General features: G+C 65.9%; 22 protein-coding genes, 1 other RNA gene and 1 pseudogene. 18 read left to right on the forward strand and 6 right to left on the reverse strand.

Annotation, left to right across the window (positions count from 1 at the left end; translation table 11 throughout):
* Positions 1-26 precede the first annotated feature (26 nt).
* The 4 genes from M6689_RS14370 to M6689_RS14385 form a co-directional block, all read right to left on the reverse strand.
* On the reverse strand, positions 27-1,778 hold the full coding sequence (locus tag M6689_RS14370; protein WP_298273104.1) for a diguanylate cyclase: 1,752 nt from the start codon (positions 1,776-1,778) through the stop codon (positions 27-29).
* Between the two features lie 10 nt (positions 1,779-1,788).
* Positions 1,789-2,469: a cyclase family protein gene (locus M6689_RS14375; RefSeq protein ID WP_298273105.1), complete on the reverse strand. Its 681-nt coding sequence runs from the start codon at positions 2,467-2,469 to the stop codon at positions 1,789-1,791.
* 119 nt (positions 2,470-2,588) lie between these two features.
* On the reverse strand, positions 2,589-3,488 hold the full coding sequence (hslO, locus tag M6689_RS14380; RefSeq protein ID WP_298273106.1) for an Hsp33 family molecular chaperone HslO: 900 nt from the start codon (positions 3,486-3,488) through the stop codon (positions 2,589-2,591).
* Between the two features lie 23 nt (positions 3,489-3,511).
* Complete coding sequence (locus M6689_RS14385) at positions 3,512-5,884, reverse strand: U32 family peptidase (RefSeq protein ID WP_298273108.1); 2,373 nt, start codon at positions 5,882-5,884, stop codon at positions 3,512-3,514.
* Positions 5,885-6,016: 132 nt separating this feature from the next.
* On the opposite strand from M6689_RS14385, the gene M6689_RS14390 reads away from it, so the two are divergent.
* The 10 genes from M6689_RS14390 (at position 6,017) to M6689_RS14435 (ending at position 15,859) form a co-directional block, all read left to right on the forward strand.
* Entirely contained in the window at positions 6,017-7,837 is a 1,821-nt protein-coding gene (locus tag M6689_RS14390; protein ID WP_298273109.1) for a KUP/HAK/KT family potassium transporter, read from the forward strand.
* Between the two features lie 20 nt (positions 7,838-7,857).
* A complete protein-coding gene (locus M6689_RS14395; protein WP_298273111.1) occupies positions 7,858-8,061 on the forward strand; it encodes a SlyX family protein in 204 nt (67 codons plus the stop codon).
* A gap of 37 nt (positions 8,062-8,098) precedes the next feature.
* On the forward strand, positions 8,099-9,049 hold the full coding sequence (locus M6689_RS14400; protein WP_298273112.1) for an aldo/keto reductase: 951 nt from the start codon (positions 8,099-8,101) through the stop codon (positions 9,047-9,049).
* A 25-nt stretch (positions 9,050-9,074) separates the two neighbouring features.
* On the forward strand, positions 9,075-10,034 hold the full coding sequence (hemH, locus tag M6689_RS14405; RefSeq protein WP_298273113.1) for a ferrochelatase: 960 nt from the start codon (positions 9,075-9,077) through the stop codon (positions 10,032-10,034).
* Positions 10,035-10,090: 56 nt separating this feature from the next.
* Complete coding sequence (locus M6689_RS14410; RefSeq protein WP_298273114.1) at positions 10,091-10,276, forward strand: hypothetical protein; 186 nt, start codon at positions 10,091-10,093, stop codon at positions 10,274-10,276.
* A 5-nt stretch (positions 10,277-10,281) separates the two neighbouring features.
* Complete coding sequence (locus M6689_RS14415) at positions 10,282-11,103, forward strand: AAA family ATPase (RefSeq protein ID WP_298273115.1); 822 nt, start codon at positions 10,282-10,284, stop codon at positions 11,101-11,103.
* A gap of 41 nt (positions 11,104-11,144) precedes the next feature.
* Complete coding sequence (locus tag M6689_RS14420) at positions 11,145-12,050, forward strand: class I SAM-dependent DNA methyltransferase (RefSeq protein WP_298273116.1); 906 nt, start codon at positions 11,145-11,147, stop codon at positions 12,048-12,050.
* Positions 12,051-12,232: 182 nt separating this feature from the next.
* Positions 12,233-12,583: a BRO family protein gene (locus M6689_RS14425; RefSeq protein ID WP_298273117.1), complete on the forward strand. Its 351-nt coding sequence runs from the start codon at positions 12,233-12,235 to the stop codon at positions 12,581-12,583.
* Positions 12,584-12,616: 33 nt separating this feature from the next.
* Complete coding sequence (locus tag M6689_RS14430; protein ID WP_298273118.1) at positions 12,617-14,569, forward strand: hypothetical protein; 1,953 nt, start codon at positions 12,617-12,619, stop codon at positions 14,567-14,569.
* A 66-nt stretch (positions 14,570-14,635) separates the two neighbouring features.
* Positions 14,636-15,859: a DUF3365 domain-containing protein gene (locus M6689_RS14435; protein ID WP_298273119.1), complete on the forward strand. Its 1,224-nt coding sequence runs from the start codon at positions 14,636-14,638 to the stop codon at positions 15,857-15,859.
* A gap of 63 nt (positions 15,860-15,922) precedes the next feature.
* Here the strand turns inward: M6689_RS14435 and ssrS are convergent.
* Together ssrS and aroF are read right to left on the reverse strand one after the other, a co-directional pair.
* Positions 15,923-16,103: non-coding RNA, 6S RNA (gene ssrS / locus M6689_RS14440), on the reverse strand.
* Between the two features lie 40 nt (positions 16,104-16,143).
* On the reverse strand, positions 16,144-17,181 hold the full coding sequence (aroF, locus tag M6689_RS14445) for a 3-deoxy-7-phosphoheptulonate synthase (protein WP_298273120.1): 1,038 nt from the start codon (positions 17,179-17,181) through the stop codon (positions 16,144-16,146).
* 215 nt (positions 17,182-17,396) lie between these two features.
* Here aroF and M6689_RS14450 point away from each other — a divergent pair, with 215 nt between their 5' ends.
* The 8 genes and pseudogenes from M6689_RS14450 to M6689_RS14485 all read left to right on the forward strand — a co-directional run.
* Complete coding sequence (locus tag M6689_RS14450; protein WP_298273121.1) at positions 17,397-18,731, forward strand: putative sensor domain DACNV-containing protein; 1,335 nt, start codon at positions 17,397-17,399, stop codon at positions 18,729-18,731.
* A gap of 44 nt (positions 18,732-18,775) precedes the next feature.
* Positions 18,776-19,102 (forward strand): DUF507 family protein, encoded by a 327-nt coding sequence (locus tag M6689_RS14455; RefSeq protein WP_298273122.1) that lies wholly within the window; start codon positions 18,776-18,778, stop codon positions 19,100-19,102.
* 38 nt (positions 19,103-19,140) lie between these two features.
* Positions 19,141-19,413 (forward strand): DUF507 family protein, encoded by a 273-nt coding sequence (locus tag M6689_RS14460; protein ID WP_298273123.1) that lies wholly within the window; start codon positions 19,141-19,143, stop codon positions 19,411-19,413.
* Positions 19,407-19,973, forward strand: a complete 567-nt coding sequence (locus M6689_RS14465; RefSeq protein ID WP_298273125.1) for a hypothetical protein — start codon at positions 19,407-19,409, stop codon at positions 19,971-19,973. Before M6689_RS14460 ends, M6689_RS14465 begins: the two co-directional genes overlap by 7 nt.
* Positions 19,974-20,123: 150 nt before the next feature.
* Positions 20,124-20,411: a co-chaperone GroES gene (groES, locus tag M6689_RS14470; protein ID WP_298273126.1), complete on the forward strand. Its 288-nt coding sequence runs from the start codon at positions 20,124-20,126 to the stop codon at positions 20,409-20,411.
* Positions 20,412-20,585: 174 nt separating this feature from the next.
* Positions 20,586-22,229 (forward strand): chaperonin GroEL, encoded by a 1,644-nt coding sequence (gene groL / locus M6689_RS14475; protein WP_298273127.1) that lies wholly within the window; start codon positions 20,586-20,588, stop codon positions 22,227-22,229.
* Between the two features lie 250 nt (positions 22,230-22,479).
* Positions 22,480-24,540: a serine protein kinase PrkA gene (locus M6689_RS14480; protein WP_298273128.1), complete on the forward strand. Its 2,061-nt coding sequence runs from the start codon at positions 22,480-22,482 to the stop codon at positions 24,538-24,540.
* Positions 24,541-24,551: 11 nt separating this feature from the next.
* A pseudogene (locus M6689_RS14485) lies at positions 24,552-24,909 on the forward strand (hypothetical protein); the annotation flags it as partial.

The raw sequence follows: 24,909 nt of genomic DNA on the forward strand, positions 1-24,909 counted from the left end.
TCCGCCACCCCTCACCCCTTACGCCTTCAGGGGGCAAAACCGACCACCCGGTTTCGCCCCCCCTCCTTGGCGCGGTAGAGGGCGCGGTCCGCGGCATCCACCAGCCCCCGGGAATCGGCGGCATCTTCGGGGAAGGTGGCGATGCCGATGCTGACCGTGAGTCTTCCCCCCGGCTGGCTCTCCTGTAGGGGGAACGGATACTCCGCCACGGCCCGTCGCAGCTTCTCCCCGGCGATGAGCGCCAAGCCGCGGTCGGTCTCGGGCATGATCACCATGAACTCCTCGCCGCCGTAGCGGGCCGCGATGTCGGAGGTCCGGACCGAGCCGCGGAAGACCGACGCCGCCTCGCGCAGCACCTCGTCCCCCTTCAGGTGGCCGTGGCGGTCGTTGTACTGCTTGAAGTGGTCGATGTCGATCATGACGAGGGAGCAGGGACGGCGGTAGCGGCGGGAGCGGGCCAGCTCGTGGTCGAGGCTGAGCCAGAACTGGCGCAGGTTGAAGAGGCCGGTGAGGGGATCGGTGAACGCCTCGCTGGCGGCAATCTCGTAGTTGCGCTTGAGGAAGTCGTAGCTGAGCTTCTGGTCGGCGAGGCTCCGCGCCTTGAGGAGGAGCTCCCCCAGCTCGGCCGGGATGACGAAGAAGCCGTCTGCCCCCGCCTGGGCGCTCCGGACCTTGGCCGTGCGGTCGGGAAGGGGGGAGGTGACGATGACCGGGATCTGCTTGCTCCGCTCGTGGGACTTGAGCCGGAGGCAGACGTCGCTCCCGCCGAGCTCCGGCAGCGCCAGGGAGAGGATGCAGAGGTCCGGGGCGAGGGCGATCCCCTTGTCGAGGGCCTCCAGGCCGTCTCCGGCGGTAACGGTGGTGCAGCCGGCATCCTTAAGCCGCGCCACCAGCTGCCGCAGCCGCTCCGGGTCCGGCTCGGCCACCAGTACCCGCGGGGATCGGGAAAAACGGGGGTGCGCCCCCCTCTTGGGGAAGGAAACGGTGAAGGTACTCCCCATGCCGCTGCTACTCTCCACCGCAATCCGGCCGCCGTGGAGCTCCACGAACCGCTTGACGAGGGGGAGCCCCAGACCGAGGCTTCCGGCCCCCCGGGCAATCCCCCCTCCCACCTCGAAGCTGGTGAAGATATGCTCCAACTCTTCCTGACCGATTCCCCGCCCCTCATCGGTGACGCGAAGCTCGATCCAGTGCCGGTCCGCCGCGGCAGGATCGGCAACCTCCCGCAGGGCGATGGTGATCCGCCCCCCCCGCGACGAAAACTTAAGGGCATTGGTGAGCAGTTCCTCGACGATGAAGGAGAACTTCCCCTCGTCGGCCATGACGGTGCACTCCGCGCCGGCACACGACGTCTCGATCGCCACCTCCCGCTTGCCGGACTCCTCCCGCACCCGCTCCACGACCCGCTCGACCACCTCCCGCGCCGCGAACTCCTTCGGGAGAAAGACCGCCATCCCGAGGTCGCTGCTGCAGAGCTCCAGCACCCGCTCCAGCATCCGCTGGAGCCGCTTCCCCCGGGCGATGATCGTTTCGAGGCAGATCCCCTGCTCCCGGCTCACACTCCCCATGGCCCCGTCGCGCAAACAGGTGGCAAAGTCGACGATGTGATCCAGCGGCCGCTGGAATTCCCGCGACATGTGGGCCAGAAACTCGGTCTTTACCTGACTCGCGATGAAGAGGCGCTCGTTGGCCCGCTCCAGCTCCTCGGTCCGCTCCCGGAGGAGCCGCCGCAGGAGGTCCAGATCCCGGGCGCTGACGATCTTGCGCGACCGTGCCATGGGGACCTCGTCAGGAAAGGGGCCAGCGGGTCGTGTGGAGGTCCGGCGCCGGCTTCTCCCCCCCCGGCTCCCGGCTCCGGAGGAGCGCCCGGGCCGGGGCGCCGTCCCCCCCGGCCACCTTGAGGGGGAGGCAGATCAGCTCGTAGGCCCCCGGCGCCACCCCCTCCAGGTTCAGCCCTTCGAGGACCATGACCCCGGCGTCCAGGAGGAGACGGTGGACCGTCCCGTCGCCGCCGAACCGCTCGATGGAGAGGTAGTCGATCCCCACGAGCCTCACCCCCCCCTCGACGAGATACCGTGCCCCCTCCTCGGTGAGGAAGGCGAAGTCGTCCTGGAAGCCGGGGCGGTCCCAGAGGAGCGAATTGCCGGTCTTGAGCAGGAGCCGCTCCGCCCCCCGCACCGGGAGGCGGGCAAGCTCCCGCGCCCCGATGGCGTGCACCTCCCGCACCTCCACCACCCGGGCGTCGCCGACAAGAAGCGCCGGGGGGAGCTGATCCACGGTGGCGCCGCCGTCGCGGCAGTGACGGGGGACATCGAGGTGGGTGCCGGCGTGGGTGGAGAGGGAGAGGCGGGAGACGTTGGCCGTATCCCCCCGGGCGATGCGGGTCACCGCTTCGATGGTGACGGCGGGGTCGCCGGGGTAGATGGGAAGGTCGGGGGAGAGGGGAACGGTAATGTCGTAAATCTTCATGAAAAACCCTCCGGGCGGGCGCTGCCTGCACAGCACAGTATACACCCGGCGGGGGGATTTGCGAGACGTGGGGGGCGCCCGGAAGACGGCTGGCTAAGTCCGACAGGCTCCTGATATGTCTAGTGGGCGGAGAGCCCCGTCAGCAGGCGCTCCAGCTCCCCCCGGTCGAACCGGTACCGCTCGCGGCAGAGCTCGCAGGTGACCTCGGCCCCCCCCTGCTCGTCGATCAGGGCGGCGAGGTCTGCCTTTCCGAGGGAGACGAGGAGCCGCTCGGTCCGCTCCCGGCTGCAGGAGCAGACGAAGGCGAGGGCCCGCTTCTCCAGGGTGTCGCAGGGAATCCCGTCGAAGAGATACGCCAGCATCCCCTCGGGGGTCACCCCCCGCCGGAGGAGCTCCGTCACCGGGGGCATCTCCCCGATGCGGGCCATGAGCCGGTCCACAAGCTCTTCGTCCCCCGGGGGGAGGGCCTGGATCAGGAAGCCGCCGGCGGCGGAGACGCTCCCGTCCGGCTCCACGTAGGTCCCGAGCCCCACGGCCGACGGGATCTGCTCCGACTCGGTGAGATACCAGGCCAGATCCTCGGCGATCTCGCTCGTGTAAAGGATCACGGTGCCGGTGTACGGCTCCTTGAGCCCGAGGTCCTTGGTGACGGTCAGAAGCCCCGCCCGGCCGAGGGCGCCCCCCACGTCGAGCTTTCCGTCATCCCGCACGGGGGAGACCTCGGGGTTGCCGACCCCCCCCCGGACGGCGCCGTTGGCGTCGGCCTCCACGAGGACCTTTTTCAGGGGGCCGTTCCCCTCGAACCGAAGCGCCACCCGCTGGCCGGTCTTGAGGAGCGCCCCCATGAGGGCGCCGGCGGTAAGCCCCCGCCCCAGGGCCGCCGAGGCAGTGGGCCAGGTGCCGTGGCGGCGGCAGGCGTCGGCCACGAGCCCCGTGGTGGCGCAGGCCAGCGCCCGGACGGCGCCGTTCTTCGTGATGATGCGGACGAGGTAGTCCGACGGAGTGGGGTCAGTGGTCATATCCGAAAAGCCTTTCTTTTTTCCTACACCAGCCCCATGACGAAATTGAATTCGCTCGTCCCGGGGAGCGCCTCCCCCCGGGCAAGCGCGTCGAGGATCGGCCGCCATTTCTCCCGCGGCGCCTGGGAGAGGTCCACCACGAAGGAGCCGCATCCGGCCTCCTGGAGCTTTCCCCGGAAGTGGGTGAGGGAGAAGCGGGTCGCCGGGGTGATGGTGGTGAGGTTCCCCCGCACCGCCACCTCGTACTCCTCTCCCCGGTCGGAGACGAGTGGCGCGTCCCCCTTCACCCCCTTGATGGCGATCCGGGTGGTCATGGCGGGGACGGCCCCGTAGACCAGGACCCGCCGCCGCAGCGGCAGCTCGGCCGCCAGGAGCGTCGCCATGTTTTCGGCGTCGTCCTCGATGTAGAGGGTGGCGGCCTCGGCGCCGAGTTCCCGCCAGGCGAGAAGGGCCTGGGTGTTGAGGGAGAAGAGCCTAAAGTCGGTGGAGAGCTCCACTTCGCGCCCCTTCAGGAGCGCGAAGTGGGAGAGGTTTGCCAGCTCGAAGCGCCGGAAGCCGTGGGCACAGAGGGCGTCGATCGCCTCCTCGTAGAAGGGGAGGTCAGCGTCGAAGATAATGAAGGGGAGGTGCCAGACGATCCGCCCCTCGTCCCCCCGAAGCCTTCGGGCCGATGAAGGGAGCTGGTGGAGGTTGGCCCGGGAGACCGGGAGGAGGATGGCGTCGATCCCCGGCTGGCGCAAGAGCGTGGCATCCCGGAGATGCTCCCCCCGCACCGTGACCTCGGGGCGGGGGGGGCGGGCCGGCACCCCGGCGGGGACCAGGGAGGCGAGGACGCGCCGCCGCGCCTCCCCCCGGCGCTTTCCGGCCTCCGCCGTCACCTCCCCGGCGAGCCGGGCGTAGAACTCCCGGCGGATCTCCTTGAGCCGGGCCGGCGGGATGAGGACCGCCGGGAACCCCGGCGCCGCCAGGGAGCGAAGCTCGAAGGGGGTCTCGCCGGTGCGGGAGAACTGGGCCCGGAGCACCCCCGCCATATCCGCGGTGCGGGACGGCTCCAGGGTGCTCAGGGGGAAGGAGGCGGCAAGCGTGCCGCCGCCGGCCCGGGCGGCCACCCGCAGCGTTTCACCGTCGAGAGTGAGCTCCAGGTCGCACGGGACCTTCCCGGTCCGCACCGCCTCCAGGCGCTTCAGGCAGGCGTTCTCGCTCATGGTGAAGGCGGTCTCGGAGGAGACCTTGAAGACCGCATCCCCCGTCTTGAAGGCAAACGGCGCCACCACGGTGACGAGGCTTTTCTCCCGGGCCGACTTCACCCGCTCTTTGCCCACGAAGAGCTCCTTCACCGTGAAGGCGCGCCCCGCCATGTCGCTCTTCGGCTGGACCCGGACCCGGTCGCCGACGAAGAGCCGGTCCCGGCTCTCGAAGGTGATCCGGTCGCCGCGCACGCTCCTGATCTCGCCGAGGAAGCGGCCGGTGGCCCCCCGCAGGGTCGGGGTGGCGATGTCGGTGGGGGTGCGGGAGGCGAGAAACCCCCTGGTCGGCACCCGGCCGAAGGAGAGCTTCAGGATCTCCTTGGCCCGGGCCGCCGCCTCGGCACGTTTCCGCTCAGGGGCGTCGAGGACGAGGCGGTAGGCCTCCACCACGCTCGCCACGTACTCGGCCGACTTCATCCGCCCCTCGATCTTGAGGGAGGCGACGCCGGCGGCGGCCATCTCAGGGATGAGATCGACGACGGAGAGGTCGTTGGTGGAGAGGTAGTACCCCTCCTTCCCCCGGTGGCGGTACTGGCGCCGGCATGGCTGGGCGCAGCGCCCCCGGTTGCCGCTGTGGCCGCCGAGAAAGGAGGAGAAGTAGCACTGCCCCGACACGGCGAAGCAGAGCGCCCCGTGGATGAAGCACTCGATCTCCACCTTCGAGGCGCGGCAGATGGCGGTGATGTCGTCCAGATGGAGCTCCCGGGCGAGCACCACCCGCTCGAACCCCATCTCCTCCAGCATCCGGACGCCGGGGAGGTTGTGGATCGTCATCTGGGTGGAGGCGTGGCGGGGAAGTCCCGGGAAGTGGTCGCGGATGAGGCGGGCGACCCCCAGGTCCTGGAGGATCACCCCGTCGGCCCCCATCGCCTCCAGGGCGGAGAGGGTCTCCACGAGCTGCGGCAGCTCCCCCTCCTTCACCAGGGTGTTGAGGGTGATGTAAACCTTGCGGTTAAGGCCGTGGGCGTAGGCGACCATCCGCTCCATCTGGGAGAGGGTGAAGTTCTTCGCCTTGGCCCGGGCGGAGAATTCCCGCAGCCCCGCGTAGACCGCGTCGGCTCCCTTCTCCATGGCGGCGAAGAAGGCTTCCAGCGACCCGGCGGGGGCGAGAAGTTCCGGTTTTTTCATCTGTTGGTACGTTTCGCGCATTCGTTCAGAGTACCCGAAGCGGGACGGAGGCGTCAAGCCGAGTTTGCCCCGTGGCGGCGCCGGTTTACTGTTGTCACGACCGGTGCTAAGTGTTATAAGGTGCCGATTATTTCACGTGCGGAGAGACCAACAATGAAGCAGAGCGAAGGCGCCTCCTTCTGGGGAGGCATCGTCAAGTCCCTCGGGCTTGTCTTTGGCGACATCGGGACGAGCCCGATCTATACCCTGACGGTCATCTTCGCCCTGACCAAACCGACCCCGGAAAACGTCGTCGGGATTCTGTCGCTCGTCTTCTGGACCCTCATCATCCTGGTCTCCGCCGAGTACGCCTGGCTCGCCATGGGTCTCGGGCGCAAGGGTGAAGGGGGGACCATCGTCCTCAAGGAGATCCTGATCCGGCTCCTGAAGCCGGGGCGGCGGATGGCGTTCGTGGTCTTTCTCTCCTACGTCGGGGTCTCCCTCCTCCTCGGCGACGGGATCATCACCCCGGCCATCAGCATCCTCTCCGCCGTGGAAGGGATGCTGATCATCCCGGGGCTGGAGAATCTCCACCACGGGGCGCTGATCCTCTTCGCCGCCGCCATCGCCTTCGTCCTCTTCGTCTTCCAGTACAAGGGGACCGACAAGGTGGCCGGGGCCTTCGGCCCCATCATGATCGTCTGGTTCGTCGCCCTCACGGTCTCCGGCCTCGTCGCCATGACGACCCATCCCGAGGTGGTCAGGGCGGTAAGTCCCCACTATGCGATTCTCTTTCTGACCAAGAACGGGCTTGCCGGCTTCTTCGTCCTCTCCGAGGTGATCCTCTGCGCCACCGGGGGCGAGGCCCTCTATGCCGACATGGGGCACCTGGGACGGCGTCCGATCATCCGGGCGTGGTACTTCGTCTTCTGCGCCCTGGTCATCAACTACTTCGGCCAGGGGGCGTTCGCCCTTGGGCACCCCGACGCCAAGAACCTCCTCTTCAGCATGATCCAGTGGGAGGCGCCGCTCCTCTACATCCCGTTTCTGATCCTCACCATCCTGGCGACCATCATCGCCTCCCAGGCGATGATCAGCGGGGTATTCTCGGTCATCTACCAGGGGATCACCACCCGGATCATGCCGCTCATGAAGGTCGACTACACATCGAGCCACCTCAAGTCCCAGATCTACATCGGCTCGGTCAACTGGTCGCTGCTGGCGGCGGTCATCTTCATCATGCTCATCTTCCAGAAGTCGGAGAACCTGGCCGCGGCCTACGGCCTGGCGGTCACGGGGACCATGACCATCACCGGCGTCATGATGATCATGATCTTTTCCCGGACCACCAGGAAGTGGAAGGTCCCCTTTGCCGTCCTCGTAACCGCCGTCGATCTGGTCTTTTTCCTCGCCTGCCTCAACAAGCTCCCCCATGGTGGCTACTGGTCCCTGATCCTCGCCTCGATCCCCTTTGCCGTCATCCTCATCTGGACCCAGGGGCAGCGCGCCCTCTACCGGGCCCTCAGGCCCCTCGACCTGGAGACCTTTCTCCTCTCCTACGAGCAGATCTACGGCAAGGGACGCAACATCCCCGGCACCGGCCTCTTCTTCACCCGCGAGGCGCCGGTGGTCCCCCCCTACGTCATCCACTGCATCATCCGGAGCAACATCATCTACGAGCGCAACGTCTTCGTCTCCCTCGGCCGGACCGACGAGCCCTTCGGCGTCAAGACCAAGCTCACCGAGGGGCTCGGCACCGGCCTCGACTCCTTCGAGATCCGGGCGGGCTACATGGAGATGGTCGACATCGAGAAGCTCCTCAAGAAGAACGGGATCGAGGAAAAGGTCATCTTCTACGGCATCGAGGACATCGCCACCAACAACCCGCTCTGGCGCGTCTTCTCCGCCATCAAGCGCCAGAGCGCCAACTTCGTCCAGTTCAACAAGCTCCCCGCCAGCAAGCTCCAGGGAGTGGTGACGCGGGTAGAGATGTAGGGGAGAGGGGAGGAGTTTCCATGCAGGACCGGCTCACCGACCTGGAGATCCATATTGCCCACCTGGAGCGGACCGTCCAGGAGCTGAACGAGGTGGTCTTTCGTCAGCAGCGCTCCATCGACCGCCTCGAAGGGGAGCTGAAGGGGCTCCGGGAGCAGTTCCTGGCGGAGGGAGCCTCGCTCCTGAAGAAGCCCGAGGAAGAGGAACCGCCCCCCCACTACTGACCGCCGCTCAACCCCATCCCGCCACGAGGAGGATTCCATGCACCACGTAACGCTCGGCGCCACCGGCATTTCGTTTTTCCCGCTCGTCTTCGGCACCCTCCCCATGGGTCCCCTCCAGGCGGGGCTCTCCCCGGCGGAAGGGGGGCGCCTCATCCGCCACGCCCTGGAGCGGGGGGTCACCATGCTCGACACCGCCACCCTCTACGACACCTACCCCCACGTGCGGGAAGGGATCGCCGGCTGGCGGGGGGAGGTGACCATCGTCACCAAGACCCACGCCAACGACGGGCCCACGGCCCGGGCCCACGTGGAGAAGGGGTTGCGGGAACTGGGGCGCGAGCGGCTCGACATCGTCCACCTCCACGGCTCCCGGGTGGCCGATCCGTTCACCGACCGGGCCGAGGTGCTGGCGGAGCTCCTGCGGATGAAGGAGGAGGGGAAGATCGGCCACGTGGGGCTTTCGTCCCACTATGTCGGCGCCATCCGGAAGGCGGCGGCGCACCCGGAGATCGAGGTGATCCACCCCCTCATCAACCGGACCGGCATGGGGATCATCGACGGGAGTCCGGCGGAGATGGCGGAGGCGATCACCTCTTGCGCCCGGGCGGGGAAGGGGGTCTACGCCATGAAGGCGCTGGCGGGGGGAAACCTGATCGCCGAGGCGCGGGCGAGCCTCGCCTACGTCCGGGGGCTCGAAGGGGTCCACGGCGTGGCGATCGGGATGCTCTCCGAGGGGGAGGTGGAGGCGAACATCGCCCTTTTCTCCGGCAGCGCCCCCGAGGACGACATTTGGCGGGAGCTGGAGAGCCGGCGCCGGAAGCTGCGGATCATGGAGAACTTCTGCAAGGGGTGCGGGGGGTGCATCGACGCCTGCGCCAGCGGGGCACTCTCAATCGTCGGCGGCAAGGCGGTGGTGGACGAGGAGGCGTGCATCCTCTGCGGCTACTGCGCCGCCTCGTGCCCCGAGTTCATCATCCGGGTGGTCTGACGCCCCCGCACCGAGGTCACCAGCCATGTCCGACAAAACCGCCGTCCTCCTCCTCCAGATGGGGGGCCCCGACTCCCTGGACGCCGTCGAGCCGTTTCTCGTCAACCTCTTCTCCGACCGGGAGATCATCCGGATCGGGCCGGCGTTCCTCCAGCCGTTCATCGCCCGGCTCATCGCCCGGCGCCGCTCCCGGGGGGTCGCGCGGAAGTACGAGGAGATTGGCGGAAAATCACTGATCCGGGAGCTGACCGAGGCCCAGGCCCGGGCCTTGGAGGAGGCGCTGGGAGCGGAGTACCGCTGCTTCGTGGCGATGCGCTACTGGAAACCCTCGACCCTGGAGGCCCTGGCGGCAATCCGGCGGGAGGGGATCTCGCGGGTCATCGCCATCTCCCTCTACCCCCACTACTCCCGTGCCACCGGCGGCTCCAGCATCAACGAGCTGAAGCGGGTGGCGGCCGAGGCGGGAAACACCTTCGACCTCACCGTCGTCGACCGTTTCTACGACCACCCCCGCTACCTCGACGCCCTGGCCGAGAAGATCCGCGAAGGGCTCGACGACTTCCACCCCCTGGCGGAGGTGCAGGTCCTCTTTTCCGCCCACTCCCTCCCCCAGTCGTTCATCGACGAGGGGGACCCCTACCTCGCCCACATCGAGGAGACGGTGCGGCTCGTTATGGAGCGCTTCGAGGGGGTCACCTACCACCTGGCGTTCCAGTCCCGGGCGGGACCCGTCAAGTGGCTGGAGCCCTCCACGGAGCAGATGCTGGAGCACCTGGCGGCCCACGAGGTGAAGAACCTCCTGATCGTCCCCCTCTCCTTCGTCTCGGACCACATCGAGACCCTCCACGAGATCGACATCGAGTACGCCCAGCTGGCCCACAAGCTCGGCTACTCCCGCTTCCGCCGCAGCCCCTCCCTCAACGCCTCCCCCCTCTTCATCGCCTGCCTGGCGGAGCTGGTGCGGCGGGCGGAAGGGCGGGGCTGATTGCAATTCCGTAAACCGCTGTGGTAAAGATGGTTAATGGTGAGGAGCGAGGGGTGATGGGTGAGGAGAAAAAAATCTGCGGCGTCTGCGGCGCGGCATTCACGCCGGGAACCCCCTGCACCCCCCTGGAGGAGGCGGGGGAGTGGCTCTCGGCGGAGTTCTGGGCGGATGCGGGGCGCCTCTGCCCCCCGTGCCTCGAAAACCGGGCGCGGCTCGCCCTGATGTACATTATCGACAGGTGACAGCAATGGAACAGGTAACGATCGACAACATAACCATATCCCTCGCCGCCCCCGTGGAGCTGCCGCTTCGCTGGGTCGGCCAGGAGGAGCTTCTGCAGCAGCTCCTCGCCGCCTGGATGGTGATCGACGAGAAGGATATCCCCTTCAACCCGCGCCTCATCGGCAAGCCCGGGGTGGGGAAGACCACCCTCGCCTATGCCGCGGCGAAACGGCTCGGGCGCCCGGTCTACCTCTTCCAGGCCACCATGGACACCCGCCCCGAGGACCTCATCATCACCCCGGTGGTGGGCCCCGACGGGAAGATCCAGTACGCCGCCTCGTCCCTGGTGTCGGCTATGTTGAAGGGGGGGATCCTGATCCTCGACGAGGGGAACCGGATGAGCGAGAAGGCGTGGGCGTCCTTGGCGCCGCTTCTGGACGACCGGCGCTACGTGGAGTCCATCATCACCGGGCTTCGGGTCCCGGCCCACCGGAGTTTCCGGATCGTGGTCACCATGAACGAGGACGCCTCCACCTTCGAGGTCCCCGAGTACATCCACTCCCGGCTCCAGCCCCAGATCTTCATCGACTTCCCCGAGGCCGACGAGGAGCTGATGATCCTCAAGGAAAACCTCCCCTTCGCCCCACCCCGGATCCTGAAGTACGTGGTCGACTTCCTCCAGCGCGCCCACGCCGTCGACGAGCTCTACTCGGTCCGCGACGGGATCAACATCGCCCGCTACGCCCTCAAGATGATGGCCGCCACCGGCCGGGAGCCGATGGAGCTTCTGCCGCTTGCGGTGGAGCGGGTCCTGGGGGACGAGGCGTTGCGGTATCTGAAGTCATAAACCTTTCTTTACTCGACATCCGCACCAAGGCAGGAGCACTAATGCCCGAACCCACCGATAAATCCCTCGAATCCTGGATCTGGGACGCCGCCTGTTCCATCCGCGGCGCCAAGGATGCCGCGAAATACAAGGAATTCATCCTCCCGCTGATCTTCACCAAGCGCCTGTGCGATGTCTTCGACGACGAGTTGAACCGCATCGCCCGGGAAGTCGGCTCGCGCGCCAAGGCCTTCAAGCTGGTGAAGCACGACAAGAAGCTCGTCCGCTTCTACCTGCCGCTGGAACCCAAAAGTCCGGACGATACCGTCTGGTCGGTCATACGTACTCTCGCCAGCAGGATCGGCGAACAGCTCACCTCCCACCTGCGCGCCATTGCCGATGCCAACCCTCTCCTCAAGGGAATTATCGATCGTGTAGACTTCAACGCCACCACCCATGGTGTTCGCGACCTGGATGACGACCGTCTCTCCAACCTCATCGAGGCCATCAGCGCGAAGCGGCTGGGACTCTCGGACGTGGAGCCCGACATCATCGGCCGGAGCTACGAATATCTCATCCGCAAGTTCGCCGAGGGGAGTGGCCAGAGCGCCGGGGAGTTCTACACCCCTGCCGAGGTTGGTCTCATCATGGCACGCATCATGGAGATCGAGCCGGGGATGGAGATTTACGACCCCTGTTGCGGTTCCGCCGGCCTCTTCATCAAGTGCGAGTTGGTGCTGGCCGAGAAGATGAACCTCCGCTCGCGCGGGAACTTCGCCCCGGCGAAGCTCTACGGCCAGGAGAACGAGCCCGGCACCTGGGCCATGGCCAACATGAACATGATCATCCACGACATGGAGGGGAATTACACGGTTATCCGGGGACGCCGAGCCAGGAGTTCTACTTGGTCTACACGGTCGAGCCGGCCCCCGAATTCGACGGGATCGAATGGGATTATTCGAAGCTGAAGGAACGGCTGACGGGCCGGAAATCGGGCTTCCCATATCCCGTTCCGCTCGATGCCGTATTATCTGCTGCGGGCGATTAATCGGAAGGGGAAAGGGCCATCCGCTTTCCAAGCATGATCGTTTTGTTGAGGTCAACAAAACGATCAAAACAAGTTTGACGCAAGAGCGAAAGGACATACCCGATGAAAAGGGAGACCATCGTACGTTTAAGCAAAAGTTACGAAGAATCGGCCTATCAGGAAAATGGGCTTGAGTACTGGCTCGCCAGAGATTTGCAGGTATTGCTCGACTACGACGAGTGGCGCAACTTTTCGAAGGTGATCGAAAAAGCGAAAACGGCATGCGAAAAATCAGGCCAGGATGTTGCCGACCATTTTGTTGACTTCAGCAAAACGATACCGATGCCCAAGGGTGCGTCAAAATCGGTTGACGACATCATGTTGACCCGCTACGCATGCTACCTGATTGCCCAGAACGGTGACCCGCGCAAGGAGCAGATCGCCTTGAGTACGGTCAAGAAACTCAAAAAGTAGGAATTTGCTGCTTCGCCTGATACGGTTTTGATCATGCCCCACCGTCTCCACCTCGAAACCTTCGGCCCCATCCACGCCCTTCCCATCCTCCACTACCGGATGGAGTTCGCCCACCTGGTCCGGCAGGCGGTGGAACACGTAAAGCCCGACTGCATCGCCATCGAGCTTCCGCCGACCCTGGAAACTCCTTTCCTGCGGGCCGTGGGCCGGCTCCCGGAAATCTCGGCCCTTCGGTACGAAACGAAGGGTAAGGAGACCGTCTACCTCCTCATCGAGCCGGCCGATCCCCTGACCGAGGGGGCGCGCCTTTCCCTGGAGCGCGGCATCCCCCTGCATCTCGTCGACGTCGACACCGACTCCTACCCGCTCCACCTTGAGGCGCTTCCCGACCCCTATGCCATCCAGCGGATCGGCCTCGCCCCCTACTACGGGGAGTACCGCAAGGCCTTCGCCGCCATTCCCCCAGGCCCCGAGGACCGGCGACGGGAGCGGGGGATGGCGTACCGGCTCCGGGAGCTGGCAAAGGAGCATGGCCGGATCCTCTTCATCTGCGGCATGTTCCACCTGGAGCGGGTGAAGGAGGAATTCGGCCGGTCCCAGGCGGCGCCGCTGGAGCGGGTGCGGCGCGAGAACGTGGCCCTCTTCAACCTCCATCCCGATTCGTGCCGGGAGATCCTGGGCGAGTTCCCCTTCCTCTCGGCGGTGTACGAGATGCGCCGCGGGCCCCTCCCGACGGAGCCCGACAAGGCCGGGGCGACCCTTCGCAGACGCTTCAGCGCCTTCGAGCTGGTCTCGGGGGGGAAGCGGGAGATCCCGGAAGCGAAGCTCCTGCGCCACGCCATCGAGCGGGGCGCCCGCCATGCCGGGCAGGAGGGGGAGTTTCCCGACCGGCAGCGGATCATCCTTCGGCTTTTCCTGGAGGCGGCCCACCACTACCGGCAGGAGACCGGCGAGCCGCTCCACCTCTGGCAAAAGCGGGCCTTTTTCCGCTTCGCCCGAAACCAGGCCCTCATCTCGGAGATGCTCCTCCCCGACCTCTTCCAGATGCTGGCCGCCGCCCGGGGGTGCGTGGACGACAACTTCGCCTACGCCTTCTGGCGCCTTGCCTCCCATTACCCCTGGCAACGGGAAGCGTCCGATCTGCCGACCATCAGCATCTCCCCCGAGGAGCTCTGGGGGGGCGCCCGCCGCATCCGCTTCCGCCCCCGGGAGAAACGGCACAAAGGGCTCTCGCACCTGGGATTCCTGAAGCGGAAGAAGGAGAAACGCCCCGGCGAGTGGCTGGAGGGGTTCGACAACCCCTCCATCTGCTCCTACCCCCCCGAGGACCTGGTGATCGAGGATTACGGCCGGTTTCTGAAGAAGAAGGGGGCCCGGCAGCTCTCCGAGGAGCTCTCCCGGACCGAGCCGTTCACGGCGTCGCTCCTGGATGGGATCGACATGCGGGAGACCCTGCGCAACCTCCACGAGGGGCGGATCTACGTCCGGGAGCAGCAGCGGGCGAAGGGGGGGGTCGGCTCCGTGGTGGTGATCTTCGACGAGGACCGGGGAAACGGGAAATTTCCCTACCGGATGACCTGGCTCGGCGAGCACGACCAGGAGTCGGACATGGCGTTCTACGCCACGCCGCCGGCGGAGAACATCGTCGGCCCCGGCATCTGCCGCTGCGAGTACGGCGGCTTTCTCCTCTCCTACCCCCCGCGGCGGATGATGGACGTCTGGCGCGACCCGGACTACGCCTTCGCCCGCTCGAAGGGCGAGGTGCTCCTGCTGGCCGCCCTCGACTACTCCCCCGAAAAGCACGTGGTCTATGCCGCGCCCCGCCCCCCCAGGAGCATCTTTCGCCAGATCGCCTCCCGGGTGGGGAAGAAGATCGTCTACATCCCCCTCGGTTCCCTCTCCCCGGTGAAGCTGAAGTCGCTGCGGGTGCTCCATATCCTGCACGGTCACGACAAGCGGGAGATCGCCCGGGACTACGTCTGGTGAAGGGACGCCTTGCGGGAGACGGGGCTGCCGCTATACTAAGAGGGACATTCCCGTTCGGAGGCCCCGATGTCCTGGTTCGCCAGCCTGAAGATCGGCACCAAGTTCAACATCATGCTCTCGGCGATCCTCGTCGCCCTCTTCCTGACAGCCGCATTCTTCGTCTACCAGCGGGAGCGCTCCCTCATCAACCGGCTGGCGGTGGATAACGCCCGCAGTATCGCCCGGCAGATCATCGAGACCCGCGACTACATGTCGAGCGTGGTGAAGGGAGAGCCGGAGCACAACTACAACCTCGTCCCCCAGGTGGTGGCCACCAACGTGGCCAAGCGGTTGACGAAGGACAGCAAGTACTACGTCCGTCAGGTGTCGCTCCGCTACCGCAACCCCGACAACCGCCCCGACCCGTTCGAAACCGAGCAGCTCAAGATCTTCGCCAAAGGGAAGGTGGCCGAAACCTACGGCGTGGTTCAGACGGGAAAAGAGCCGCTGTTTCGCTACATGCTGGTGATGCGGGCCGAGAAGTCGTGCCTCGAATGTCATGGCCGCTTCGAGGATGCCCCGGCGTTCGTCCGCGCCCGCTTTCCGCGGGGCCACTTCTCGTACAACTATAAGATCGGCGAGGTGATCGGCGCGGTGTCGGTCTCGATCCCCCTCGCCGACCTCTACCACGAAGCCGGGACCAACCTGAAGCTGGACCTGACCTACCGCGGGCTGACCTTCTGTCTCATCTTGCTCCTCATGGCGTTCCTGATGCGGCGCACGATCATCGACCCGATCCGGCAGGTTTCGGACTCCATCACCCGGGTGACCGCCACGGGGGCCTTCGGCGATCGGATCCCCCCCCGCCCGAGGGACGAGATCGGCGACCTGGTGGCCGCCTTCAACGAGATGATGGAGGAACTGGACCGCAAGACCCGCCAGCAGGCCGAGTCCGAAGACCGCTACCGCAACGTGCTGGAGATGGCCCAGTCGGCCATCGTCACCTTTCTCGCCGACGGCAAGCTCGTCATCATCAACAGGAAGGCGGAGGAGCTCTTCGGGCTGCCGAAGGGGGAACTCCTCGGGGCGTCGATCTACGGCTTCATCGAAGACGGGGAGAAGGTTCGCGACGGCATCGAGGAGCACCTGCGCAGCGGCGCCGGCGGGATGGTGGGGGAGACGACCCGCCACGCGGTACGGGGGGTCCGGGGCACGGTCACGGAGGTGGAGATGGCCCTCTCCCTCTCACGCTCGGACCATAACCCGCTCTTCACGGCGATCCTGCGGGAGGTCAACGGCGGGCGGCACTGAGCGGGCAGGCTTCGGTGACGGTAAAAAAAAGGGGGAAGCGGCAATCCGCTTCCCCCTTTTCGTCATCTCTCCACCATGCCGTTGGCGTCAGGGCCTCACAGCGAGTTCCCTTACAGGTGGGAATCCCTATGCCGCTTCAGGCAAATCCCGCGTAATGGGGCAGCACACCACGGCTCGAAGAGATTCCCGTTTTTAGTAAATGTTCCGCTCGGGCGTGTCAGCCTCACGAGCATGGCAGAGAGAACCTAAATTTTGTTTCAGTGTACCGTCGCCCCCGGGAGAAATCAAGGGGCATTTTCACTCGTCGCGCCCCCGTGGCCGAGGAACGCCGAGAGCCGCCGCAGCTCCTCCATCAGGGCCTCGAAGCCGGGGAGGGTGAGCGACTGGGGGCCGTCGGAGAGCGCCTTGTCCGGCTCCGGGTGGACCTCCACCAGGACGCCGTGGGCCCCGGCCACGAGTGCCGCCTTCGCCATGGGGGGGACGAGGCTCCGCTTGCCGGTGGCATGGGAGGGGTCGATCATCACCGGCAGGTGGGTCAGCTCGCGGATGAGTGGGACCACCGCCAGGTCGAGGGTGTTGCGGGTGGCGGTCTCGAAGGTGCGGATGCCGCGCTCGCAGAGGATCACCTGGTGGTTCCCCTCGGCGAGGATGTACTCGGCCGCGGCGAGGAACTCCTCGATGGTGGCGCTCATGCCGCGCTTGAGGAGGACCGGCTTGCGGATCCGGCCAAGTTCCTTGAGGAGCTCGAAGTTCTGCATGTTCCGGGCCCCCACCTGGAGGAGGTCGGCGTAGTCGGCCACGAGCCCCACGGTGTCGGGGCTCATCACCTCGGTCACGATCGGGAGCCCCGTCTCCTCCCGGGCAAGGGCCAGGAGCTTCAGCCCCTCCTCCCTCAACCCCTGGAAGGTATGGGGGCCGGTGCGGGGCTTGAAGGCGCCGCCGCGGAGCATGTCGGCCCCGGCCTTCTTCACGGCCCGGGCGGTCTTCAGGATCTGCTCCTCGCTCTCCACCGCGCAGGGGCCGGCCACCACCACGGGGCGCTTCCCCTCGCCGACCGGGATGCCGCAGACCTTGACGATGGTCGGCCGCGGATGGAAGTCGCGGGAGACCAGCTTGTACGGCTTGGAGACGTGGATCACCTCCTGGACGCCGGGAAGGTCCCGGATGGTGGAGTCGTCCACGTACCCCCTGTTGCCGAGAACGCCGATGGCGGTCCGCTCGCTGCCGGGAATCGGCACGGCCCTGAGCCCCATCTTCTCCACCGCCTTGACGACGGCCTCCACCTGCCGCTCTCCCGCCTTGTGGTTCATTACGATCAGCACATCCCCCTCCTTGCCCGGTTCGTAACTCGCAGCCCGGCAACGATACCAGAGGGGGCGCGGCGAGGTCAATCTCTTAAACCCCGGGCCTGGGCGGGCGGAAACTCGCGCCGCCGGAGTGGACAAACGGCCGGCGGCCGCTACACTTTGTTCGAATCGTGCCGGCCGCGAGCCCTCTTTGTTGCGCAAAGGGGGCGCCCCCCGGCCCGGAGGTACCGATGCCCCATTTCTACCCCCGCGATTTTGCCGCCTTCATCCACGAGCACTTCGAGGGGCGCCCCACCTGCCCCGACTGGCGGGAACGCTACGGCGCCATCAAGCCGGAAGCGGTTCCCGGCCTGACGGAGCTGGAACTCGTCATCTCCACCTGCTACCAGGCGAGCCTCATGCGGGAAGAGGAGCGCCCGGTCCGCTTCCGCCTGCTCCTGCGGGACCCGGCGGCGTTCCCCCCCGATCAGGGGCCGCCGGACGGATTTCACCGGATCGTCTTCGCCACCCCGCGCCCCTTCGACGAGAACGAGCTGCGACGGCTGTCCCCCGTCGTCGATTTCTACCGCTCCCTCGTCGGCGTCGCCCCCGCCCCCGACGGGACCCTGTGGATCTGGGGGCTCGTCCAGTCGGGGCCGCGATGGGTCCAGACGGTGCACGGCGGCGGAAAGAGCTTCAACCCCCTCCCCCCGGTTCTCGTCCTCTACGTGACCGGGCCGGGCCGGATCACCGCCTGCATCGGCCTCACCACCATCGCCACCCTCAAGGGGGGAGAGATCGCCTGCCCGAGCCTCGACGTCTTCGACTCTCCCTGGCTCCCGGAAAGCTTCAGTGCCGAGCGGACGGAGCTGATGGCGCTCCACGAGGCGGCCCGCCGCCGCGAGGGAGCGGGGTGGGCCCCCCTCGACCCCTCCTTCGTCCGGACCATCGCCCAGCATGTCGTGCGGCGGATCGTCGGGATCATCCGCAACTCCCACCACGGCGGCACCATCCTCTTCATTCCGCCGGAGCGGGTCGCCGACTTCACGGCCGACAACCGCTACCTCAACTTCACCTACACCTTCGTGGAGGAGGAACCCCGACAGCGCTTCAGGACGATCCTGCTCGACATCATGAACGCCCTCTGCACGGTCTTCGGCAAGGCGGGGGTCCGGGACCGGCCGGTGGGGTGGGACGACTACGTGGCGAGCGAAGACCCGCGCCTCACCCTGCTGGACGAAAAGCTCTTCGAGCTCGCCCATCTGGTGGCTTCGCTTACGGCGGTCGATGGCGCGGTGGTGATGACGAGGCGGCTGGAGATTCTCGGCTTCGGCGCCGAGATCTCGGGGAAGCTCGAAAAGGTCCGCTGCGTCCGGCGGGCCCTCGACCTGGAAGGAACCCGCACCGAGCCCGAGCACACCGAAGGGGTCGGCACCCGGCACCGCTCGGTCTACCGCCTCTGCAACGAAGTGCACGATGCCATCGCCATCGTCGTCTCCCAGGACGGAAGGGTCCGGTTCGTCAAGTGGCGGGAGGGGTACGTCACCTACTGGGACCAGGTGGCGACGAGCATCCTCGATTTCTGACCGCAGGCGGCAGCGGCCTTGCTTTTTCGCCCGGATTCAGTAGAATGGACGAACTTTTGACGACCCCCCGCGACGGAGAGGAACCGATGCGACTCAAAGACGAACAGGTTAACCGGCTGGCCGAGCGGGTGCTGGAAGCCCTCACCGCGGCGGGCCTCATCACCCTCAAGACCGAGCGGGGCAAGGCCCTCGACGGGATCCGGAAGGCCATCGCCGCCGACGTGAAGGGGGAGGAGGAGCTGGAACGGGAGGCGGAGCGCCTCCTGGAGCAGACGCTTCGCGCCATGGGGGGAAGGACGGAGATCGACCGGCACAAGATGCTGAAGATGATCAAGGATCGACTGGCAAAGGAGAAGGGGATCGTCCTCTGACCCTCTCCCCTTCCGCCGCAGAACGGAGCACGAAACCAATGGCCCTCTCCGAAGACCGCATTTCACACCTGGCCCACCGGATCTACGACCGGCTCTGGAAGGACGACCTGGCCGACTTTCCGGACGAGCGCCGCTCGCTTGCCTGCATCAAGGAGGCGATTACCTCCTTCTTCTCCGTTGCCGAAGAGGTGGACGCCATCGTCCGGAAGAAGCTCGCCTCCTACGCCCAGGCCAAGGTCCCCGGCAGCCGCGAGTACGAGATCCTCTACCAGAAGTTCCACCAGGAAGAGATGGCGAAGCGGAAATGGTGACCCCCGGCAGACTGTTGAGGCGGAGGGTCTTCCTCTCCTCACTCCTCGTCCTTCTCGCCGCGCTCATGCTGTCAGGCTGCGGGCCGAAGCCGAAGGTCACCGTCGCCCCCACGTTCAAGCCGGCGGCGGCGAAGACGGTCTACATCATCCCCTTCACGGCGGCCCTCGTTCCGGAGAGTTTCCGCGAGACGGTTTTCAACGACTTCGTCGACCTCCTCAACAGCCACAGCCGGGAGACCGGCGTCACCTCCTTCGTCATCCTGAAGGAGGAGATGAAGGACGTGGACCCGGCCTGGCTCTCCGGCCAGCACTACATCTCGGGCGACATCTGGAGCTACGTGGAGGAGTCGGGCTGCTGCGCCACCAACATCCGGGTCAAGGCCCGGGCCTACCTCACGGAGCCTGGGATGCGGGTGCCGTCGGTGGAGATCTTCCTCCCGATGGAGACCTTCTTCGACCACGACAAATCCTCCGTCGAGCGGGAGCGCGACCGCCTCGCCCACGACATCGCCCGGGAACTCGCCCGGCGGATCATCGCTCCCCTCGCCACACGCCGCTAGCCCCCCGAAAAATTTTTCCGCGAATGACTTGATTTTTGCCAAGGCGGTGATTATAGTTACTCCGTGTTAGCACTCAGCCGGATCGAGTGCTAATTTTTTTCGATGAAATCCCGCGACACTACCCACGTGGCAAGAAAGGAGAAGAAGCAGATGAATCTCAGACCGTTGCAGGACCGCATCATCGTCAAGAGGATCGAGGAGGAGACCAAGACCGCAGGCGGCATCCTCATCCCCGACACCGCCAAGGAAAAGCCCCAGCGTGGCGAGATCGTCGCCGTCGGCAATGGGAAGAAGACCGAGGACGGCAAGGTGATCCCGGTCGACCTGAAGGCGGGCGACAAGGTGCTCTTCGGCAAGTACGCCGGCACCGAGATCAAGATCGAAGGGCAGGAGTTTCTCATCATGCGCGAGGACGACATCCTCGGCGTCATCGAGTAGGCCGGCTTCGCCAAAGGTCCATCTAGTGGCGCTGTGTTCGTCGCAGGACGCTCGACGTACCGCCCGGTACGCCTCGCGCCCCGCTCCTCACGCGCCTTGCATCCGGAGCCTTTGGCTGTGCCATGAAGCAGCATACGAGACATGCGAAGAATACTTTAAGGAGGAATAGCAGACATGGCAGCCAAGATCATCAAGTTCGACCAGGAAGGGCGCAACGCCATCCTGAAAGGTGTCAACGCCCTCGCCGACGCGGTCAAGGTGACCCTCGGCCCCAAGGGGCGCAACGTGGTCATCGAGAAGTCGTTCGGCTCCCCCCTCATCACCAAGGACGGCGTCACCGTCGCCAAGGAGATCGAACTGGAGGACAAGTTCGAGAACATGGGGGCCCAGCTGGTGAAGGAAGTCGCCTCCAAGACCTCCGACGTTGCCGGTGACGGCACCACCACCGCGACAGTGCTCGCCCAGGCCATCTACCGCCAGGGCTCCAAGCTGGTGGCCGCCGGCCACAACCCGATGGAGATCAAGCGCGGCATCGACAAGGCCGTGGAGACCATCGTGGCCGAGCTCCAGAAGATCTCCAAGCCGATCAAGGACCACAAGGAGATCGCCCAGGTCGGCACCATCTCCGCCAACAACGACAGGACCATCGGCGACATCATCGCCCAGGCCATGGAGAAGGTCGGCAAGGAAGGGGTCATCACCGTCGAGGAGGCGAAGGCGATGGAGACCAGCCTTGAGACCGTGGAGGGGATGCAGTTCGACCGCGGCTACCTCTCTCCCTACTTCGTGACCGATCCGGAGCGGATGGAGGCATCCCTCGAAAACGTCATGATCCTGATCCACGACAAGAAGATCTCCAACATGAAGGACCTCCTCCCGGTCCTGGAGCAGACCGCCAAGAGCGGCCGGCCGCTGCTGATCATCGCCGAGGATATCGAGGGCGAGGCCCTGGCCACCCTGGTGGTCAACAAGCTCCGCGGCGTCCTCAACATCTGCGCCGTGAAGGCCCCGGGCTTCGGTGACCGCCGCAAGGCGATGCTGGAAGACATCGCCATCCTCACCGGCGGCAAGGTGATTTCCGAGGAAGTCGGCTTCAAGCTCGAGAACACCACCATGGACATGCTCGGCGTCGCCAAGCGCGTCACCATCGACAAGGACAACACCACCATCATCGACGGCGCCGGCACCGAGGCCGACATCCAGGGGCGCGTCAAGCAGATCCGCGCCCAGATCGAGGAGACCACCAGCGACTACGACCGCGAGAAGCTCCAGGAGCGCCTCGCCAAGCTGGTGGGGGGCGTCGCCGTCATCAAGGTCGGCGCGGCCACCGAGACCGAGATGAAGGAGAAGAAGGCCCGCGTCGAGGATGCCCTCCACGCCACCCGCGCGGCCGTCGACGAGGGGATCGTCCCGGGAGGCGGCGTCGCCTACATCCGCGCCCTCTCCTCCCTCGACGTGCTCAAGCTTGAGGCCGAGCAGCAGTTCGGCGTCAACGTCATCAAGGCCTCCCTTGAGGCACCGATCCGCCAGATCGCCCAGAACGCCGGCGTCGACGGCTCCATCGTGGTCGACAAGGTGAAGAGCGGCCAGGACGCCTTCGGCTACAACGCCGCCGACGACGAGTACGTCGACATGCTCGCCGCCGGGATCATAGACCCGACCAAGGTTTCCCGCTCGGCGCTGCAGAACGCCGCTTCCGTGGCCGGCCTCATGCTGACCACCGAGGCGATGATCGCCGACAAGCCGAAGGAAGAGGCTGCCATGCCGGCCATGCCCGGCGGCATGGGAGGGATGGGGGGCATGGGCGGCATGATGTAAGAGCCGCCCGGTCATCCACCGGCTGCAAAACGAAAGGGAGGGGGCTTCGGTCCCCTCCCTTTTTTGTTCCCCCTCGTCACCCCTTCAACGCTATCCATATTGTAACCAGCCGAAATAACCCCATTACCTAAAAATGTCTCCCTCACCTTGGCGCCCGGGAAAATTGTGTATAATTAAGTCGATCAGCATGAATTGATAAACGCGGGGGGATGCCCCGGGAACCCGAAGCGACAAGGGAGGGGAGAAAACGATGAACGGTAACAGCATCGGGACGCTGGCCCAGCACGCGGCGGCCGTCAAGGGGGGGGAACGCCGCTTCGAGAACGCCTTCCAGGGAGTATCCCGCATGATCCTGGAGGGGGGGATCGACAAGGTGGTGGTGAACGGCCGGATGACCTACGACTTCCGGATCTTCCGCAGCGGCCGCAAGCACCCGGTCGGGATGTACGACGAGATCAACAGCTTCGTCTCCTTCGTGAAGGACGCGGCGGAAGGGGGCTCCTCCAAGGAGATGGCCTTCGTCCTGGTGGGAGAACCGGGCAACGGCAAGACCTTCGTCGTCGAGTACATCTGCGCCCGCTACCGCGAATTTCTCGCCCGACCGGGGAACCGCAAGTACACCTACCGCTTCGTCGGGATGGAGCAGCTCGGGAGCTACGGCAGGATCGGCGTCATCGAGTCCCAGACCTACGAGGACCCGATGATCCTCGCCATGAACCTCCTGGAGAGCCGCGGCGAGACCGACGCCTACCTGGCCCGGGAGTTCGGCTTCTCCGACCGGGAACTGGAGCGTCTCTACGCCAACTACCGGCCGCTGGGGGCCTGCAGCGGCTACATCTGGAACGACATCCGGAACTTCACCGGCGGCGACGTGGCCGAGATGCTGAAGTTCATCGAGATCATCCCGGTCCCCCTCACCGAGACGCTGGGCACCGTGACCGGCAAGTACGCCGCCAAGGACAAGATCACCTCGTCGGCGGTGGACCTCCTCGGCGAAGAGTCGATCCAGCGCCTGCTCCACATCACCGACATCAACAACCCCTACCGCTTCGACCTGCGCCGCGGCGCCCTGGCCCGGGTGGCCGGCGGCGGCATCCACTTCTCCGACGAGATCTACAAGAACAAGAAGGACCTGGTCCAGGTTTACCTGGGGGTCATCCAGAACCGGGTGATCGAGATCGACGGCTACCGCTGGCCCATCGACACCCTCATCATCGCCACGAGCAACAACTCCGAGTTCAACCGCTTCCTTGCCGAGAAGGAGGAGGCGCCGATCATCGACCGCTGCCGCATCTGCTACGTCTCCCACAACACCAACTACAAGATGCAGGAGAGCCTCACCGACTACGCCATCGGCGGCGAGACCAAGACCACCCTCAGCCGCGAGGAGCTCCACGAGGACCCCAACCTCAACTACGCGGCGAGCATCGGGGTGGTCCTGACGCGGCTTCCCCGCTCGGAAAAGCTCACCCCCATCGAGACCATGAAGCTCGCCGCCGGGGAGATCGCCGGGGAGAAGAGCCTCAAGACCCTGGCCGAGGTGGTCGACATCCTCAGCCAGGAGCAGGACATCACGAAGCGCTTCGGCCAGAAGGGGCTCGGCCAGCGGAACCTGGGGCGCACCATCCAGCTCCTGGTGGAGAGCTCCGAGACCAACGAGGGGCGCTGCATGGTGGCCCACGACGTCTTCAAGGCCCTGGAGCGGATCGTGCTCGACTACGTCCCCGACCAGAACGACCGGGCCAAGTACCTGGAGGACCTGAAGATCGGCAAGGGGCTCTACCGCGAGCGGATCATGACCGAGATGTTCAACGCTTACATGGACGAACCCTATGCCATCCGCAAGGACGTCATGAACTACGTGAACATGATCATCGGGATCGACGCGGAGAACCTGGGACCCGACCGGATGTGGAAGTACAAGGACCCCCAGACCGGCGAGCTGAAGGCCCTGAAGATCGACGAGCGCTACGTCCGCAACGTGGAGGACCGGCTCGGCCTCAAGACCGACGAGCAGCGGGAGAGCTTCCGGACCTCCATCCGCAAGATCTACGGCCAGAAGATCTCCGTCGCCCCCAACTACGACTTCATGGACAACCTGGAACTGGTGAAGGCGGTGACCGACGTGCGGCTGAAGAGCGACATCGCCGGCGCGGGGAGCCTCATCGGTGCCCTGGCCAACCGGACCAACGAGGAGAACCAGAAGCTCTACGACCGGATGATCAATACGATGCTCAAAAAGCTCGGCTATTGCCGGACCTGCGCCCAGAAGACCATAGAGTATTTCTGTACGCAAGAAGATGAAATCTGAGAGCTGATCCGATGAATGCCGACCAGGACCATACCGCTGCGCCCGAACGGGAAGAGCGGCTGCAACGCGAGCTCGCCGACGAGCGGGTGCACGCGCTCCCCACTCCGCCGCCCCCGTCGCCGCCGGTGCCGGGCATCTACGCGGCCCACGATCTCGTGGCGCTCCAGGCTGTGGCCGAGCCCCAGGGGAGCTACACCACCCGCCTCCGTTCCCTGGACGAGCTCCTGGAGCGGGACCGGCTGCGGGAGCAGGACGGCTTTCCCCGCAAGATCCGGATCGGGAAGCTGATCAAGCCGGGAAGGGGGGGGAAGGAGAAGTTCGTGGTGGTCCCGACCACGGTGGAGGAGAAGCTGATCCACGACCGGGTGC

It is taken from the genome of Geobacter sp., from assembly GCF_027327745.1.
In the GTDB taxonomy this organism is placed as follows: Bacteria; Desulfobacterota; Desulfuromonadia; order Geobacterales; family Geobacteraceae; genus Geobacter.